This is a genomic window from Pseudoduganella sp. R-34 (genome assembly GCF_049904655.1).
Taxonomy (GTDB): Bacteria; Pseudomonadota; Gammaproteobacteria; order Burkholderiales; family Burkholderiaceae_D; genus Rugamonas.
The window spans coordinates 5,839,848-5,856,283 of record NZ_CP184572.1 but is presented as its reverse complement, the minus strand read 5'-3'; the positions used below and the strand labels follow the sequence as shown (position 1 = coordinate 5,856,283).

Genomic DNA, 16,436 nt, shown 5'->3' with positions numbered 1-16,436 from the left:
ACTTGGTACCGTAACAAGGGAGAGAGCATGTCTGCCGCCGAAAAAATCATAACAACGCTGTACCCCGGGCAGTCGGACGACCACAAGCGCCTGGCTGCGCTGCACCGCTACGGCGCCCTCGATGCGCCAGCGAGCGAAGATTTCACCTTCCTGACAGAGCTGGCCGCCAAGGCCTGCGACGTTCCGTATGCCTTCATCACGCTGGTCGATGGCGAACGCGCCGTCGTCAAGTCCTGCACCGGGCTGGCGCTGGGTTCCATGCCGCGCAGCCAGTGCTATTGCTCGCTGGCGGTGCTGGGCGAAGCGGCCACCGAGATCGGCGACCTGGGCCGGGATGCCCGCACGGCCGGCATGCCGCTGACCGTCGCTGCGCCGTTCATGCGCATGTACAGCAGCGTGCCGCTGACCACCAGGGATGGTTTCGCGATCGGCACCCTGTGTGTGATGGACACCAAACCAGGCTGCCTGTCGACCTCCCAACGCGACATGCTGCGCAAGCTGGCGCGCCAGGTCATGGCCCTGTTCGAACTGCACGCCAGCGAACGGGCGCTGAAAGCCTCGAAGGATGAGCTGGAGACCCTGGCTACCACCGATGAGCTGACCGGCTTGCATAACCGCCGCTCCCTGATGAGCCGCCTGCGTTTTGAAGTGGCCCGCACGCGCCGCTTCCGCACGCCGCTGTCGGCCGTGATGGTGGACGTCGACCACTTCAAGAACGTCAACGATGAGTTCGGCCACCAGCTGGGCGACGAAGTGCTGGCCGCGATCGGCCGCCTGGTGCGCGAAAACGTGCGGGTGATCGATGTGGCCGGACGCTACGGCGGCGAAGAATTGTGTATCCTGTTGCCGAACACGCCGCCCGAAGGCGCGCGCAAGTTCGCAGAGACGTTGCGGTCGCGGATCGAGGCCCAGGTGCATGGCGCCGGGGCGCGCACGGTCGCGGTGACGGCCAGCCTTGGCGTCGGCTCCTTCAATCACATGGATATTGATGATGCCGAGATGCTGCTGAAGCAGGCTGACGCCGCGCTGTTCCGCGCCAAAGCCAGGGGCCGCAACCGTGTGGAAGGTTGAACAGGACAGGAGTTTGCATGCCGAAGGCAATTTGGAATGGCGCCGTGATTGCGGAAGCCGATAGTAGCGAAGTCGAGATCGTCGAGCACAACATCTATTTCCCGCCGTCGCGGGTCAAGCAGGACTATCTCCAGCCAAGCCAGCACACTACGCTGTGCCCGTGGAAGGGTGTCGCCAGCTACTACAACGTGGTGGTGGACGGCAAAGTGAACGCCAACGCCGCCTGGTATTACCCGAGCCCGAAAGAAGCGGCCAACAACATCAAGGACCGGATCGCCTTCTGGCACGGCGTCGAAGTCCAGCATTAATTGTTGAAAGTCGGGGTCAGGTCTGGCAATCGGACACAGGCTCAGCCGCTTGCGGCTGAGCCTGTGTCCGATTGCCAGACCTGACCCCGACTTTCATTAAGCATGGATAACATTACTCATAGCGTAGTTGGCCTGGGCGTTGGCGAGCTGGTTCAGCGCTCGCTGCCGCCGGAGGCCGATCCGGGGCGTCACAGGACGCGGCATCGCTTGCTGCTGACGGCTTGCGCCCTTGCCAGCAATTTTCCTGACCTCGACCTGGTTTATACCCGGCTGGCGCCGGCGCCATTGGGCTACCTGCTGCATCATCGCGGACATACGCATACCTTGCTGTACCTGCTGCCGCAGGCTTTGCTGCTGTTTGCCCTGTTATGGGTCTTGTGGCCGAATGCGCGGGCGTTGCTGCGTGAGAGCCGCGATGCACGGCGTGGGCTGCTGATAGCGCTGGCCGCGGGTTTCCTGCTGCACCTGGGGATGGACTTCATGAACAACTATGGGGTTCATCCGTTCTATCCTTTCAGCGGAAGCTGGTACTTCGGCGATATGGTTTACATCATCGAGCCGGTGTTCTGGGGGGCGTTCGGGGTGCCGCTGGCGATGGCCGCACCTTCGCGGCGCATGCGTATTGTGCTGCTTTCCGTGCTGCCGGTGGTCCTGCTGTATGTGACGCTGCATGGCTACCTGGGCTGGGCGTCGTTCGCTGCGCTGGTCATGCTGGGTGGCGTGGTGGCTGTGCTGCGATTCATGCATATGCAAAGCCGGCGTGCGCTGCTACTGGCCCTTGGCATGGTGCTGGCATTTATCGGCGTCCAGGCGTCGGCCTCGTTCAAGGCGCGCCAGGCGGTGACGGCGGCATTGGTGCTGCAGGATCCTCAGTCCCGCGTGCTGGACGTTGCACTGACCGCTTTCCCGTCCCAGCCCCTGTGCTGGAGCTTTACCTCGATCGAGTCGGACGGGAAGATTTACCAGCTGCGGCGCGGGCATTTGAGCCTAGCGCCGACGCTGCTGCCGCCGCGCGAATGCCCGGCGGCGCTGACGGCTGATGCGGTGCAGGAGATGGCCGTCACGGTACCCGGCGTGCTGGTGTCCGGATCATGGCAGGGCGATGTGGCTGGCTTGCGCGCGCGCGCCGCAGCCGATTGCCAATTGGCTGCCTGGCTGCGTTTCGCCCGCATGCCGGCGGTGGATGCGGCCCAGGCCAGCGACCTGCGCTTCTCCGCCTCGCCGCGCGGGAATTTCACTACTTTGATGCTGGCGGCGAAACCGGAATGCCCTTTCAGCGTGCCGGGATGGGGCATGCCGCGCGCTGATTTGCTGGGGAGCCCGCAATGAAGACCTACGATCCGCACCAGCGCTTCGGCCGGCCGGAAGGCGGTTGGCGCGAAAAGCTCTATGCAATAATTTTCGAGTCCGATACGCCTGCCGGCATGGCGTTCGACCTCGCGCTGATCGGCGCTATCCTGCTGAGCGTGACGACCGTGGTGCTGGCCAGTGTCGCCGAAGTGGCGCGCGACTACGGCGACTGGCTGTTTGCGGCAGAGTGGTTCTTTACCGTGCTGTTCACCATCGAATACGCCAGCCGCCTGCTGTGCGTGCGGCACCCGTTGCGCTACGCGCGCAGTTTCTTCGGCATGATCGACCTGCTGGCAGTATTGCCAAGTTATATGGCGCTGTTCGTGCCGGGCGCACATGTGCTGCTCAACGTGCGGATCCTGCGGCTGCTGCGCATGTTCCGTATTCTCAAGCTCACGCTGTACATCGAGGAATATGGGATGCTGGGCCGTGCCTTGCTGGCCAGCCGCCGCAAGATCCTGATCTTCCTGTCGGTGGTGTTCATGGTCGTCTTCTTGCTGGGGACCGTGATGTACGTGGTCGAAGGACCGGCACACGGCTTTACCAGCATTCCGACTGCCGTCTACTGGGCGATTTCGGCCGTGACCACCGTGGGCTTTGGCGACCTGGTGCCGAAGACGGACCTGGGACGTGCCATCGCCTCCATCATGATGCTGCTCGGATGGGGCATTCTCGCGGTCCCGACCGGCATCATCAGCGCCGAAATCAGCCAGCAGCGCCGCTCGCATCGCACTTGCGCCGCCTGCCTGGCCGGAGACCATGAACAGTCGGCGCGTTTCTGCAAGAGCTGCGGCACCAGGCTCCCTGGGACTTAAGCGGCTTGCCTGGCCGGCTGATCGAAGTCCGTCGAGAGGGCCAGTTCCTTCCATTGCGCCAGCTCCTGCTCGACCTGCCGATGCTTGGCGTAGGTGCGGGCGACCGCGTCGCTGCCCAGTTGCAGGCGCAGCGGCGGCTGCGCGGCGTCGGCCAGTTTCAGCAAGGCTTGCGACAGCCTGGCCGGATCGCCCGGCTGCGCGTGGTTGGCGCCGGCGGCGAAGGTGCGCATGGCGCCGACCGTGTCCTTGTAATCCTCGATGCGGCTTGCGGTCTCCACCAGCGAGGTGGCGTCGAGGAAATCAGTGCGGAAGAAGCCGGGTTCCACCACGGTGACGTGCACGCCCAGCGGAGCCAGTTCCTGCGCCATCGCTTCGCTCAGGCCTTCCACTGCGAACTTGGTGGAACCGTAGACACCCCAGCCGTAGTACGCCTGATAGCCGCCAAGCGAGGAAATATTGATCACATGGCCGCTGCGCTGCCGGCGCATGACCGGCAGCACCGCGCGGCTCACGTTCAGCAGGCCGGAGACATTCGTTTCGTAATTGCGGCGCACTTCTTCCGCCGAGGTCTCCTCGACGGCGCCGAGGATGCCGTAGCCGGCGTTATTCACCAGCACGTCGATGCGGCCAAAACGCTCGATGGCGGCCTGGGTGGCAACTACGGCGGCTGCTTCCTTTGTCACATCGAGTTGCAGCGGCAGCAGCTGGGGATGCGCGCCAAGGGCGTCGACAATCGCTTGCGGGTTGCGGGCGGCTGCTACCACGGAGTCGCCGCGCGCCAGTGCGTCGCGGGCAATCAGCAGGCCGAAGCCGCGGGAGGCGCCAGTGATGAACCAGACTTTGTTTGCCATGATCTTGCTCCTTCAAGAGTGGGTAGTTGGTGAAGGGCATATTAGGCTTCGGAGAGCTGCTACACTAGCCATAGTAAAGGTGATTGATCTTCAACTATTGGTTGTAAATGAATGGATAAGGCCCGCGTCATCACGTTGTTCATCGGCGTCGTGCATGCCGGCAGCTTCAGCCAGGCGGCGGTCGATGCCGGCCTGTCGGCCCAGGCGGTCAGCAAGGCGATTCGCCAGCTGGAGGAATACCTCGGCGTGCGCCTGTTCCATCGCACGACACGCAGCCTGAGTCTTACGGACGAAGGCCAGCGCCTGTTCGAGCTGGCCAACCCGGGCCTGCGCTTGCTGGACGAGGCGCTGGACCACGTTCAGAACAGCCGCGAGGCGGTTGACGGCATGATCCGCGTCGCCGCACCTACCTCGCTGGGCACGGTGGTGCTGGCGCCGCTGCTGCGCGAATTCCAGGAGCTGTATCCGAGCGCGCATTTCGACATGCTGTTCGACGACCACTTCACCGACTTGACCGAGGCGAAGATCGACGTCGGCTTCAGGGCGGGGAATCCGCCGGAGCGCAACCTGGTTGCGCGCCAGCTGGGCAGGATTCCTTTGCATATCTGCGCTTCGCCCGGCTATATCGAGCGCCACGGCGCCCCGCGCACCGTGGAAGAATTGCTGCACCATCGCTGCACCGGTTTCCGCCAGCCGAACACGGGCCGCGTGATTCCGTGGGAACTCAAAGGGCAGGGCGGCACGGTGTACCAGGACGTGCCCTGCGTGGCGACGTTCAATACGGCGGAGGGCGAGGTCGAGGCGGTGCGCGCCGGGGTCGGCATCGGCCAGCTGGCGCTGTACATGGTGGAGCGCGACCTGGCGGAAGGGCGGCTGGTGCACCTGCTGCCGACCCATGTGACGGCAAATGCGGCCGTTTACATGTACTATCCGCAGCGCAGCCGCATGCCGATGCGCGTGCGGCACTTTATCGACTTCATGGTGAAACGCAAATGGACCGCCTTTACCTGATGACCGTCTACGTGGCTGTGGCCGAGGAGCAGGGCTTTGCGGCAGGCGCGCGCCGGCTAGGCATGTCGCCGCCCGCCGTTACGCGCGCGGTGGCGGCGCTGGAAGAAAGGCTGGGCGCCAGGCTGCTGGACCGCACCACGCGCCATGTGCGCGTGACGGAAGCCGGCCAGCGCTACCTGGATGATGCGCGCCGGATCATCGCGGAAGTCGACGAGGCCGACGATGCAGTTGCCGGCATCAACGCCGCGCCGTGCGGCCACCTTACAGTGACGGCGCCGGTGCTGTTTGGACGCATCTACGTGGTGCCGGGCATTGTCGATTACCTGCAGCGCTATCCGGCGATGGATATTTCCACTGTCTTCGTCGACCGCGTGACCAACTTGCTGGAAGAAGGCATCGATGTCGGCATCCGCATCGGCGAGCTGCCTGATTCGAGCATGCGCGCCATTCCGGTCGGGCAGGTGCGGCGCATGATCATCGCTTCGCCTTCCTATATAGAGAAGCATGGCGCGCCGAGCACGCCGCAGGAGCTGGAGCAGCACACCATTGTCGCCTCGTCCGGCTCCAGCGTGCCTCCGGACTGGCGCTTCCAGAATGGCGCCGGCAGGCAATCGCTGCGCGTCAAGCCGCGCCTGGGCGTGAACAATAACGACTCTGCCATCGAAGCAGTGCGCAGCGGCTTCGGCATCGCGCGCCTGCTGTCCTACCAGGCGGCAGCCTTGCTCGATGCAGGCGAGCTGGTTGAGGTGCTGCAGGACTACGCGACGCCGGCGGTGCCTATCCATATCATCCACCGTGACAGCCGTCAGGGCTCGACCCGCATCCGCAGCTTCGTGGACCTGATGGCCGAACGCCTGCGCACCGATCCGAGGCTTCACCCGGTGCGTTGACGGCGCTAAATTGGTGCGGTGCACAAACAAAGTGCTGGATTTCCACCGCCTTTCCCCCTGAAAGCGGGGTGGCACGGCGCTTGCAATATCCCCATTATTTACAAACCGGGGATAGAGATGGATCGCACGTTCAGCCTTACCCGTCGTCGCCTGCTTGCTGCGGGCGCTGCGACAGCCTTATCGAATTACGCCTGGGCTGCAGGCTCCGACAAGCCTGAGAAAGAAGAAGTCAAAGTCGGCTTCATTCCATTGACCGATTGCGCCTCGGTCGTGATGGCTTCTGTGCTGGGCTTCGACAAGAAGTACGGCATCAAGATCGTCTTGAGCAAGGAGGCGTCCTGGCCCGCCGTGCGGGACAAGCTGGTGAACGGTGAACTCGACGCGGCCCATGTGCTGTATGGGCTGGTGTATGGCGTCCACCTGGGCGCTGGCGGTCCGAAGAAGGACATGGCCGTACTGATGAACCTCAATCACAACGGCCAGGCGATCACGCTGTCGAAGAAACTGTCCGACAAAGGCGCAGTCGATGGCGCTTCGTTGGCGAAGCTGATGCGCACCGACCAGCGCGAGTACACCTTCGCACAGACGTTCCCGACCGGCACCCATGCGATGTGGCTGTATTACTGGCTGGCGTCGTATGGCATCAACCCGATGACGGACGCCAAGGTCATTACGGTGCCGCCGCCGCAGATGGTCGCCAATATGCGGATCGGGAACATGGATGGCTTTTGCGTGGGCGAGCCATGGAACCACCGCGCGATTGTGGATGGCGTCGGCATCACGGCCACGACAACGCAGGACATCTGGCGTGACCATCCGGAGAAGGTGCTGGGTACCAGCGCGGAGTGGGTGAAGAAGTATCCCAATACTGCACGCGCACTCATCGCTGCGGTGCTGGATGCTGGACGCTGGATTGATGCGTCCCTGTCGAACAAGGTGAAGATGGCGGAAGCCATTGCCGACAAATCCTACGTCAACACGACGGTCGATGTGATTGGCCAGCGCATCATGGGCCGCTACCAGAATGGCCTGGGCAAAACCTGGGACGATCCGAACTACATGAAGTTCTTCAATGACGGCGCGGTGAATTTCCCATACCTCAGCGACGGCATGTGGTTCCTCACGCAACAGAAGCGCTGGGGCTTGCTGAAGGCGGAGCCGGATTACCTGGCAGTTGCCACGCAAATCAACCAGATCGATGTGTACAAGGACGGCGCGGCTATGGCGAAGGTGAGCGTACCAAAGTCGCCCCTGCGCAGCGTAAAGATGATCGACGGCACGACCTGGGACGGCAAGAATCCCAAGGCCTATGCTGATTCGTTCAAGATCAGAGCGTGAAGGGAGGCCTTATGAGTGCTATGTACGGAACGATAGACGGGGCCGGCGCGGGCACGCCTGGCACACACGGCGCACTGACCGCGCAGGACGCTGCGCGGGAAGCAGCTGCAGCCGCATTGGCCGCGGCTGGCGTGGGGCGGGCAATCGATATGAAGGTGGACGTTGCGCCGGCAGGACAGGCTGGGAAGGCGGGAGCATCAGTGCAACCGGCGCCCGCGGTGCCGGGAAGGCCAACGCGCCGCATGCGGCTGGCGGCGAAAGGCGTGCACCTGGCGCCGGAAGGTGGGCGGCTGCGGCCCTTTGTCATGAAAGTACTGCCGCCGCTGCTTGGCTTGTCGCTGCTGGTGCTGGCTTGGCAAATCCTGGCGGTACGCAACGCAGGCTTTCCCACTCCGCTGGAGACCTGGCATGAGGCGGTGAAGCTGTTCTCGGACCCGTTCTACCGCAAGGGTCCGAATGACCAGGGCATTGGCTGGAACATCCTGGCCTCGCTGCGCCGCGTCGCGCTGGGCTTCGGCCTGGCGGCGCTGGTGGGTATTCCGCTTGGCTTCCTGATCGGACGCTTCAGCTTTTTGTACGGCATGTTCAGCCCTTTAATCAGTTTGCTGAAGCCCGTATCGCCCTTGGCCTGGCTGCCGATTGGCCTGCTGGTGTTCAAGGCGGCCGATCCAGCCGCGATCTGGGCCATCTTCATTTGTTCGATCTGGCCCATGATCGTTAACACCGCCGTCGGCGTGCAGCGCGTGCCGCAGGATTACCTGAACGTGGCGCGTGTGCTGAACCTGTCCGAATGGAAGGTGGCGACCCGGATACTGCTGCCTTCCGTGCTGCCTTACATGCTGACCGGCGTGCGCCTCGCCATCGGCACGGCATGGCTGGTCATCGTCGCAGCCGAAATGCTGACGGGCGGCGTGGGCATCGGCTTCTGGGTGTGGGATGAGTGGAATAACCTGAACGTGCCGCACATCCTGATCGCCATCGGCGTGATCGGCGTGGTTGGCCTGTCGTTGGAACTGGCGCTGGTCGCGCTGGCCAAAGCTTTCAGCTATGAGGAGAAATGAGATGGCTTCGAAATTCATCGATATCAGCAAGGTCGACATGCGCTTTGGCCAGTTCCACGCGCTGAGCGACGTCAACCTGGTGGTCGAGCAGGGTGAGTTCATTACCCTGATCGGCCACTCGGGCTGCGGCAAGTCGACGCTGCTCAACCTGGTCGCGGGCCTGAACCGTCCCACCAGTGGCGTGCTGGTTTGCAGCGGGCGCGAGATCGCCGGGCCGGGGCCGGAACGCGCGGTCGTGTTCCAGAACCATTCGCTGCTGCCCTGGCTGACTTGTTTCGAGAACATTTACCTCGCAGTGGAGCGGGTGTTCGGCGGCAAGGAGACGCGCGCGCAACTGGATGAACGCAGCTGGCAGGCGCTGGAACTGGTGGGACTGGCGGCCGCTGGCGGCAAGCGGCCCAATGAAATTTCAGGTGGAATGAAGCAGCGCGTCGGCATCGCCCGCGCACTGTCGATGGAACCGAAGGTGCTGCTGATGGACGAACCGTTCGGCGCCCTCGATGCGCTGACACGCGCCCACCTGCAAGACGAATTGATGCGCATCGTCGCCGCGACGGGGGCCACCGTGGTGATGGTGACGCACGATGTGGATGAAGCCGTGCTGCTGTCCGATCGCATTGTCATGATGACAAATGGCCCGGCCGCCACCATCGGCGGCGTCGTCAAAGTACGGCTGGAACGCCCGCGCGACAGACTATCCCTGGCGCAAGATCCGCTGTATCTTGACTATCGGACAAGCGTTCTGGAGTTCCTCTACCAACGACAAGGACACCCGGCACAACGTTTTGCTGCATAGCAATGTGCAAAAGTGTGGCAGCGGGGCGACTCTGCTGCTACATTGGTGGTCTATACAAACGGAGACACTTGATGAGTACCGAAGTACAGCAGCACGAAATTAACAAAGAAGCAAAGCGGGAAGACAAGCCGAACCGCCACGAACTGGTGCGCCAGCAGATGAATCACACCGGCCTGCGAACCGGTATTGCAGCAGGCCTGCTGGCCCTGGTGGGCCTGAGCGCCTGGCTGCTCGCCTGATCAAATGACCCGCAGTTCGTCCAGCGGCCAGCGTGGACGGACGTTGAAGGAATAGTCCCGCTGCGCCGCCTGCGGATTGATCTGCAGGCGCATGGCGCCGGCGAAGGCAATCATTGCGCCGTTATCGGTGCAGAACTCCAGTTCCGGGTAGTAGACCTTGAAGTGCTTCTTCCTCGCCGCCGCGTTCAGCGACGCGCGCAGTTGCGCATTCGCGCCCACGCCACCGGCGATCACCAGGCGTTTGAGGCCCGTCTGCTTCAGCGCGGACAGGCATTTGGCTGTCAGCACATCCACGATCGCATCCACGAAACCGCGCGCGATATTCGCCTTGTCCTGCTCGCAGACATTGGCAGCGCCGCCGTTGTTGTTCACCACCGTCAGCACGGCTGTTTTCAGGCCGGAGAAGGAGAACATCAAATCCTTCGAGTGCAGCATGGGGCGCGGCAGCTTGTAGGCTTCCGGGTCGCCGAATTCGGCCATGCGCGAAATGGCGGGGCCGCCAGGGTAGCCCAGGCCGAGCAACTTGGCCGATTTATCGAAGGCCTCGCCCGCCGCGTCATCCAGTGTTTCGCCCAGCAGTTCGTACTGGCCGACGCCGTCCACGCGCATCAGCTGCGTATGGCCGCCTGATACCAGCAGCGCCACGAAAGGGAACTCCGGCGGCTCGCTGGCCAGCAGCGGCGACAGCAGGTGGCCTTCCAGGTGGTGCACGCCCAGCACAGGCTTATCCAGCGCCATGCCCAGCGAGCAGGCAATCGCCGAACCGACCAGCAGGGCGCCTGCCAGGCCGGGACCCTGGGTGTAGGCGATGGCATCGATCTCGCCGGCTTGCAGGCCGGCTTTGCCCAGCGCCTGTTCCAGCAGCGGAATCGCGCGGCGGATATGGTCGCGCGAGGCCAGTTCCGGCACCACGCCGCCGTATTCCTCATGCATCGCCACCTGCGAGTGCAGGGCGTGCGAGAGCAGGCCGCGCTGCGTGTCATACAGGGCCAGGCCGGTTTCGTCACAGGAGGATTCAACGCCGAGAACGATCATTGGAATGCACAAAAGGGTAAAGGGCAATCCGTCATTGTAATGGAAAGCCCGCTTGCAATGATTGGTATACGTGTATACAATTTGCCGCATGAAGACACCTCCACCCCGTGCGCAAGGCGGTCCGGCCATCCTGGCGGCCCTGCGTGCCGACATTAGCAGCGGCAAGCTGGCGCCCGGCGCCGTGCTGCGCCAGGCCGAACTGGCCGAACAATTCGGCACCAGCCGCATTCCCGTGCGCGAAGCGCTCAATTCCCTGCAGGCGGAAGGCCTGGTGCAGATCGAGCCGAACCGCGGCGCTTATGTCACCACGCTTGGCGCGGACGAGCTGCATGAACTGTTCGACCTGCGCGTGCTGCTGGAGACGGATGTGCTGCGGCGTGCGGTGCCCTTGCATACGGAACGCAGCCTGCGCCGCCTGGAAGCCATCCAGCATGAACTGGATGGTGAAACGGCACCGCTGGAATGGCTGCGCCTTGACCGCGCGTTCCACGACGAGCTTTATGCGCCGGGCAGGCGACTGCGCAGCCAGCAAATGGTGGCCAGCCTGCGCGCATCGGTCGAGCGTTTCTACCTGGCGCAGCTGGGGCCCGAGGCGCGCCGGCCCGGCTGGAACGAAGAGCACCAGCGACTGATCGCGCTGGTGCGGGCGGGTGACCCGGATGGCGCTTGCGCCATGCTGGCGCAGCACCTGCGCGAAACCGAAAAGCTTGCAGTTTCTACCCTTGGGAGCCTGATATGAGCATTCATACCGCGGAAGTTGCCTGGCATCGCCACGATGCCAAGTTCACCGATAACCGTTACAGCCGGCTGCATAAGTGGACCTTCGACGGCGGCACGGTGGTGCCGGGATCGTCGTCGCCGCACGTGGTCCGGGTGCCGTTGTCCGATCCTTCGGCGGTGGATCCGGAGGAGGCGTATGTAGCTTCGCTATCGAGCTGCCATATGCTGTGGTTCCTTAGCCTGGCGGCGCGTGACGGCTATGTGGTCGACAGCTATGTCGATGCGGCGGAAGGGAAGATGGAGGACGGCTGGATCAGCGTGGTGACGCTGAAGCCGTTGGTTGCGTTCTCGGGCGAGAAGGCGCCGACGGATGCGGAGCTGGAGCGGCTGCACCACGAAGCGCATGGAGAGTGCTTCCTGGCGCGCTCGGTGAAGTCCGAGATTCGGGTAGAGGGAAGCTGGCGTTTTTAAAACCGGTAATTCAGTGTCAGACCCGTGGGGTCTGACACTTGTAACGCGTCGGCCGCAGGTGGGGTGTCTGACCCTGTGGGTCAGACACCGGTTTACCGGTTCAAGGGCGGGCGCGCAGTTCGCGGTCCGCTTCCTTCAGCATATGGACCGTGGTATCCCAATCGATGCAGGCATCGGTCACCGAGCAGCCGTATTTCAGCTCGGACAGGTCGGCCGGGATCTTCTGGTTGCCCGCCACAATGTTCGACTCGATCATCACGCCGGTAATCGACTGGTTGCCGTGCACGATCTGGTTGACCACGTCGGTCATCACCAGCGGCTGCAGTTCCGGCTTCTTGTACGAGTTGGCGTGCGAGCAGTCGATCACGATATTGGCCGGCAGCTTGGCCTTCTGCAGCGATTGTTCCGCAATCGCCACCGACACGGAATCATAGTTAGGCCGGCCGTCGCCCCCGCGCAGCACCACGTGGCCATGCGGATTGCCCCGCGTGCGCACGACAGACACATTCCCCTGGCTGTTGATGCCCAGGAAGGCGTGCGGATTCGCCGCCGACAGGATCGCGTTGATCGCGATGCCGATGTCGCCGTCCGTGCCGTTCTTGAAGCCCACAGGCGTCGACAGGCCCGACGACATTTCGCGGTGGGTCTGCGATTCGGTGGTGCGGGCGCCGATGGCGGTCCAGGCGATCAGGTCGCCCAGGTACTGCGGCGAGATCGGGTCCAGCGCCTCGGTGGCGGTCGGCAGGCCGAGTTCGCATACATCCAGCAGGAACTGGCGCGCCTTTTCCATGCCGACGTCGACGCGGAACGAATCGTCCATATACGGATCGTTGATATAGCCCTTCCATCCCGTGGTGGTGCGCGGCTTTTCGAAATACACGCGCATCACCAGCAGCATGGTGTCCTTGACTTCTTCCTGCAGCGCTTTCAGGCGGCGCGCATAGTCCAGGCCCGCGACCGGGTCATGGATGGAGCAAGGGCCCACCACGACGAACAGGCGCTTGTCCTTGCGCTCCAGGATGGCGCGCAGGTCGGCGCGGCCCTTGGTGACGGTCTCGGAAGCCTTGTCGGTCAGCGGCAGTTTCGCATGCAGCTCCTCTGGGGTAGGCATGGATGCGAACGAGGTAACGTTAATGTTTTCAAGGTTTTGGGCAATCATGATCAGTCTGCTTTTCAACGTGTTTTTTCTTGGGGGATCTAACAGTGTAGCCGAAATGCCGTAAACTGGCAGAATGACGACTAAACAACCTTTCCAGGCCGCTCCCTACATCAAGGAGATCGGCCGGGGCGCGAAGGGCGCCCGCAGCATGGACCGCGAGCAGGCACGCGAATTGTGGGGCGCGATTCTCGATGGCCGCGTATCGGACCTTGAGCTGGGCGGCATCCTGCTGTCAATGCGGATCAAGGGTGAATCGGTGGAGGAGCTGGAAGGCTTCCTGGAAGCGTCCGAAGCCTCGTTTGAAAAACTGCGCGCGCCGGCCGGCGAATTCGCGCCTGTGGTGATCCCGAGTTATAACGGCGCCCGCAAGATGGCGAACCTGACCGCGTTGCTGGCGCTGCTGCTGGCGCGCGAGGGCGTCCCGGTGCTGGTGCATGGCGTGGCGCACGACGTTGGGCGCGTCGCCACGGCGGAAGTATTCGAAGCACTGGGCGTGCATGCTTCGCCCGATCATGCAGCGGCGGAGGCGGCGCTGGAGGATGGGCGCGTGGCCTTCATCACCATCGACGCATTGGCGCCGCGCTTGGCGTGGATGCTGTCGCTGCGCCGCATCCTCGGCGTGCGCAACTCGACCCATACGCTGGTGAAGATCATGCAGCCGTTTGCCGGGCCTGCACTGCGGCTGGTGTCCTACACCCACCCGGAATACCTGGAGTCGCTAGGCGAATTCTTCACCCTGAACAAGGGCCACGCCTTCCTGATGCGCGGCACGGAAGGCGAGACCGTCGCCAACGCCAACAAGGCGCAGAAGATCGACTGGTTCCACGGCGGCGAGCGCACCGTGCTGGTTGAAAAGCAGACGCTGGTCGAAAAGCTGCCCGAGCTGCCGGAGGATAAAAGCGCAGAGTCGACCGCTGCCTGGATCCAGGCCGTGCTGCGTGGTGAAATCCCCGTGCCGGAATCGATTATCCAGCAGGTGGACCACTGCAAAGATGTCGCCCGTTCGCTCGCTGCCGGCGCCGCCCTCCTGTAAAATGGTGGGTTTGGTCTCAGGGCAGGGCGGCAGGAAATGGCAAATCAGTACGATGTAGCGGTAATCGGCGCAGGCGCGGCGGGCATGATGTGCGCCGCGACGGCCGGCAAGCGTGGCAAACGCGTTGTGCTGCTCGATCACGCCGAGAAACTGGCGGAGAAGATCCGCATCTCTGGCGGCGGTCGTTGTAACTTCACCAATATTAACGCCGGCCCTGCCAACTTCCTCTCCGAGAATCCGCACTTCGCCAAGAGCGCGCTGTCGCGCTTCACGCCGCATGATTTCCTGACGATGGTGAAGAAGCACCGTATCGGCTTCCACGAAAAACATAAAGGACAACTGTTCTGCGACGACTCCGCCGAGCAGATCATCGACATGCTGCGCAACGAGTGCGCCGATGGTGGCGTGCATTGGCGCATGCCGAGCAAGGTGCAGGCCGTGGCGCAGAATGGCGCCGGCTTCGTGCTGCAGACAGGCGAAGGCGAGATCCATGCTGGCGCTGTCGTGGTGGCGACCGGCGGCCTGTCGATCCCGAAGATTGGTGCGACCGACTTCGGCTATCGCGTGGCCAAGCATTTTGGGCTCAAGCTGGTGGACCCGCGTCCCGCCCTGGTGCCGCTGACTTTCGACGCCGAGGAATGGGCGCCGTTTGTGCCGCTGGCCGGCGTCTCGCTGGAAGTGGACGTGGAAACCGGCTCGCTGAAAGGCCGCAACCCGACCGGCGCCCGCTTCCGCGAAGACCTGCTGTTCACTCACCGCGGCCTGAGCGGCCCGGCCATCCTGCAGATTTCCTCGTTCTGGCAGCCGGGCACGCCGATCACGATCAACCTGTTGCCGGAAATGGACCTGGCCCAGACCCTGATCGCAGGAAAGGGCACGCTGAAGAAGCACCTTGGCAACCTGCTGTCGCAATGGCTGCCGGCGCGCCTGGCGGAGGGCTTGCTGCAAGTGCACGGCCTGGACCCCGAAGCGCGCATTGCCGACATGAAGGACGACACGCTGCGCAAGCTGGGCCGCGCGGTCAACCAGTGGACCATCACCCCCAATGGCTCGGAAGGCTACCGCAAGGCCGAGGTCACGCGCGGCGGGGTCGACACCCGCGAACTGTCCCAGCAATCGATGGAATGCAAGAACGTGCCCGGCCTGTACTTCATTGGTGAAACAGTCGACGTGACCGGTTGGTTGGGCGGCTACAACTTCCAGTGGGCCTGGGCATCCGGAGTGGCCGCTGGCCTCGCGATCTGATATTATTCCACTTCCGGCAACGCATTTTCCGCCGGATTCATGATGTTAGCTGGGCTGAAATATTGCCCGCGAAAGACGTCGATATCCCCTTCGGAACCGCCTGAGTGGCCGGTTTGGCGTCTATTGTCTCTTCCATTTTTGAGCAAAACCTGCTAATATCGCTGTCTTTCCTGAACCCTAACGGTTTGAATTTTTACATGACTACTATCCGCCTTAAAGAAAACGAGCCGTTCGAAGTCGCAATGCGTCGCTTCAAGCGCACCATCGAAAAGACCGGTCTGCTGACCGAACTGCGCGCACGCGAGTTCTACGAAAAGCCAACCGCAGAGCGCAAGCGCAAGCTGGCAGCTGCCGTGAAGCGTCACTACAAGCGCATCCGCAGCCAGCAACTGCCTAAGAAGCTGTACTAATTCAGCTCTCGTCGGCATTCTTGCAGGCGCACTGATCGCCACGGATGCCCACGCCAGAGTTTCAACCCGCTCCGGTCTAAGCCGCAGCGGGTTTTCCTTTTTCCACGCACACTTTTGAGGTAGCTATGAGCCTGAAAGCCCAGATTACTGATGACATGAAATCCGCCATGCGCGCCAAGGAAGCCGGCAAGCTGGCCACCATCCGCCTGATCCTGGCCGAGATCAAGCGCAAGGAAGTGGACGAACAGATCGAAGTCAACGACGCCCAGACCGTGGCCATCGTTGAAAAGATGATCAAGCAGCGCAAGGATTCCATCAGCCAGTTCGAAGCCGGCGGCCGTACCGACCTGGCTGACATCGAAAAGGCCGAGCTGGCCGTGCTGGTGGCCTACATGCCTGCCGGCCTGTCCGATGAAGAAATTGCCGCTGAAGTGAAAGCAGCCGTAGCCGAGTCCGGCGCCGCCGGTCCCCAGGACATGGGCAAAGTCATGGCCATCGTCAAGCCAAAGCTGGCCGGCCGCGCCGACATGACCGTAGTGTCCGCACTGGTCAAAAAGGCCCTGACCCCCGCATAATCTACAGCCGAGTTCGTGTCACACCCTGGGGTCACACCCCAAGTGTGACACGGGCTAA

The 16,436-nt window shown here is 62.9% G+C and carries 19 protein-coding genes; 16 read left to right on the top strand and 3 right to left on the bottom strand.

From position 1 onward, the window contains the following. Positions 1-27: 27 nt before the first annotated feature. From ACN9MW_RS26905 to ACN9MW_RS26890, 4 genes are all read left to right on the top strand, one after another. The gene (locus tag ACN9MW_RS26905; protein ID WP_426164664.1) at positions 28-1,071 is read left to right on the top strand and encodes a GGDEF domain-containing protein; all 1,044 of its coding nucleotides are present in this window, start codon (positions 28-30) and stop codon (positions 1,069-1,071) included. 17 nt (positions 1,072-1,088) lie between these two features. Continuing rightward, complete coding sequence (locus ACN9MW_RS26900) at positions 1,089-1,379, top strand: DUF427 domain-containing protein (protein WP_057260755.1); 291 nt, start codon at positions 1,089-1,091, stop codon at positions 1,377-1,379. Positions 1,380-1,481: 102 nt separating this feature from the next. Further along, positions 1,482-2,708: a metal-dependent hydrolase gene (locus ACN9MW_RS26895; protein WP_426164662.1), complete on the top strand. Its 1,227-nt coding sequence runs from the start codon at positions 1,482-1,484 to the stop codon at positions 2,706-2,708. After that, on the top strand, positions 2,705-3,544 hold the full coding sequence (locus ACN9MW_RS26890) for an ion transporter (RefSeq protein ID WP_426164660.1): 840 nt from the start codon (positions 2,705-2,707) through the stop codon (positions 3,542-3,544). The genes ACN9MW_RS26895 and ACN9MW_RS26890 overlap by 4 nt, the downstream gene beginning before the upstream one ends. Here the strand turns inward: ACN9MW_RS26890 and ACN9MW_RS26885 are convergent. Next, the gene (locus ACN9MW_RS26885; protein ID WP_426164658.1) at positions 3,541-4,395 is read right to left on the bottom strand and encodes an oxidoreductase; all 855 of its coding nucleotides are present in this window, start codon (positions 4,393-4,395) and stop codon (positions 3,541-3,543) included. The two genes, ACN9MW_RS26890 and ACN9MW_RS26885, sit on opposite strands and share 4 nt — an antisense overlap. Positions 4,396-4,506: 111 nt before the next feature. Here ACN9MW_RS26885 and ACN9MW_RS26880 point away from each other — a divergent pair, with 111 nt between their 5' ends. The 6 genes from ACN9MW_RS26880 (at position 4,507) to ACN9MW_RS26855 (ending at position 9,730) form a co-directional block, all read left to right on the top strand. Beyond that, on the top strand, positions 4,507-5,406 hold the full coding sequence (locus ACN9MW_RS26880) for a LysR family transcriptional regulator (protein WP_426164656.1): 900 nt from the start codon (positions 4,507-4,509) through the stop codon (positions 5,404-5,406). Next, positions 5,388-6,296: a LysR family transcriptional regulator gene (locus ACN9MW_RS26875; protein WP_426164654.1), complete on the top strand. Its 909-nt coding sequence runs from the start codon at positions 5,388-5,390 to the stop codon at positions 6,294-6,296. Before ACN9MW_RS26880 ends, ACN9MW_RS26875 begins: the two co-directional genes overlap by 19 nt. A gap of 117 nt (positions 6,297-6,413) precedes the next feature. Continuing rightward, entirely contained in the window at positions 6,414-7,634 is a 1,221-nt protein-coding gene (locus ACN9MW_RS26870) for a CmpA/NrtA family ABC transporter substrate-binding protein (protein ID WP_426164652.1), read from the top strand. Between the two features lie 242 nt (positions 7,635-7,876). Continuing rightward, complete coding sequence (gene ntrB / locus ACN9MW_RS26865; protein WP_426172309.1) at positions 7,877-8,695, top strand: nitrate ABC transporter permease; 819 nt, start codon at positions 7,877-7,879, stop codon at positions 8,693-8,695. Position 8,696: 1 nt separating this feature from the next. Further along, positions 8,697-9,491 (top strand): ABC transporter ATP-binding protein, encoded by a 795-nt coding sequence (locus ACN9MW_RS26860; protein WP_426164650.1) that lies wholly within the window; start codon positions 8,697-8,699, stop codon positions 9,489-9,491. 71 nt (positions 9,492-9,562) lie between these two features. Further along, on the top strand, positions 9,563-9,730 hold the full coding sequence (locus tag ACN9MW_RS26855; protein WP_426164648.1) for a hypothetical protein: 168 nt from the start codon (positions 9,563-9,565) through the stop codon (positions 9,728-9,730). On the opposite strand, the gene tsaD is transcribed toward ACN9MW_RS26855, so the two are convergent. Then, complete coding sequence (gene tsaD / locus ACN9MW_RS26850; protein ID WP_426164646.1) at positions 9,731-10,765, bottom strand: tRNA (adenosine(37)-N6)-threonylcarbamoyltransferase complex transferase subunit TsaD; 1,035 nt, start codon at positions 10,763-10,765, stop codon at positions 9,731-9,733. It lies immediately after the preceding gene. An 88-nt stretch (positions 10,766-10,853) separates the two neighbouring features. Between tsaD and ACN9MW_RS26845 the strand changes: the two genes are divergently transcribed. After that, a complete protein-coding gene (locus tag ACN9MW_RS26845; RefSeq protein WP_426164644.1) occupies positions 10,854-11,504 on the top strand; it encodes a GntR family transcriptional regulator in 651 nt (216 codons plus the stop codon). Further along, positions 11,501-11,956 carry an OsmC family protein gene (locus ACN9MW_RS26840; protein WP_426164642.1) on the top strand — a complete coding sequence of 152 codons (456 nt, stop codon included), beginning with the start codon at positions 11,501-11,503 and terminating at the stop codon, positions 11,954-11,956. The genes ACN9MW_RS26845 and ACN9MW_RS26840 overlap by 4 nt, the downstream gene beginning before the upstream one ends. Before the next feature lie 100 nt (positions 11,957-12,056). Here ACN9MW_RS26840 and ACN9MW_RS26835 read toward each other — a convergent pair whose 3' ends face one another. Beyond that, the gene (locus ACN9MW_RS26835; protein WP_426164640.1) at positions 12,057-13,115 is read right to left on the bottom strand and encodes a 3-deoxy-7-phosphoheptulonate synthase; all 1,059 of its coding nucleotides are present in this window, start codon (positions 13,113-13,115) and stop codon (positions 12,057-12,059) included. A 73-nt stretch (positions 13,116-13,188) separates the two neighbouring features. Between ACN9MW_RS26835 and ybiB the strand changes: the two genes are divergently transcribed. The 4 genes from ybiB (at position 13,189) to ACN9MW_RS26815 (ending at position 16,378) form a co-directional block, all read left to right on the top strand. Then, the gene (gene ybiB / locus ACN9MW_RS26830) at positions 13,189-14,148 is read left to right on the top strand and encodes a DNA-binding protein YbiB (protein WP_426164638.1); all 960 of its coding nucleotides are present in this window, start codon (positions 13,189-13,191) and stop codon (positions 14,146-14,148) included. A gap of 36 nt (positions 14,149-14,184) precedes the next feature. Further along, complete coding sequence (locus ACN9MW_RS26825) at positions 14,185-15,393, top strand: NAD(P)/FAD-dependent oxidoreductase (protein ID WP_426164636.1); 1,209 nt, start codon at positions 14,185-14,187, stop codon at positions 15,391-15,393. A gap of 197 nt (positions 15,394-15,590) precedes the next feature. Next, the gene (rpsU, locus tag ACN9MW_RS26820) at positions 15,591-15,803 is read left to right on the top strand and encodes a 30S ribosomal protein S21 (protein ID WP_005665410.1); all 213 of its coding nucleotides are present in this window, start codon (positions 15,591-15,593) and stop codon (positions 15,801-15,803) included. 125 nt (positions 15,804-15,928) lie between these two features. Beyond that, complete coding sequence (locus tag ACN9MW_RS26815) at positions 15,929-16,378, top strand: GatB/YqeY domain-containing protein (RefSeq protein ID WP_426164632.1); 450 nt, start codon at positions 15,929-15,931, stop codon at positions 16,376-16,378. The last annotated feature ends 58 nt before the right edge of the window (positions 16,379-16,436 follow it).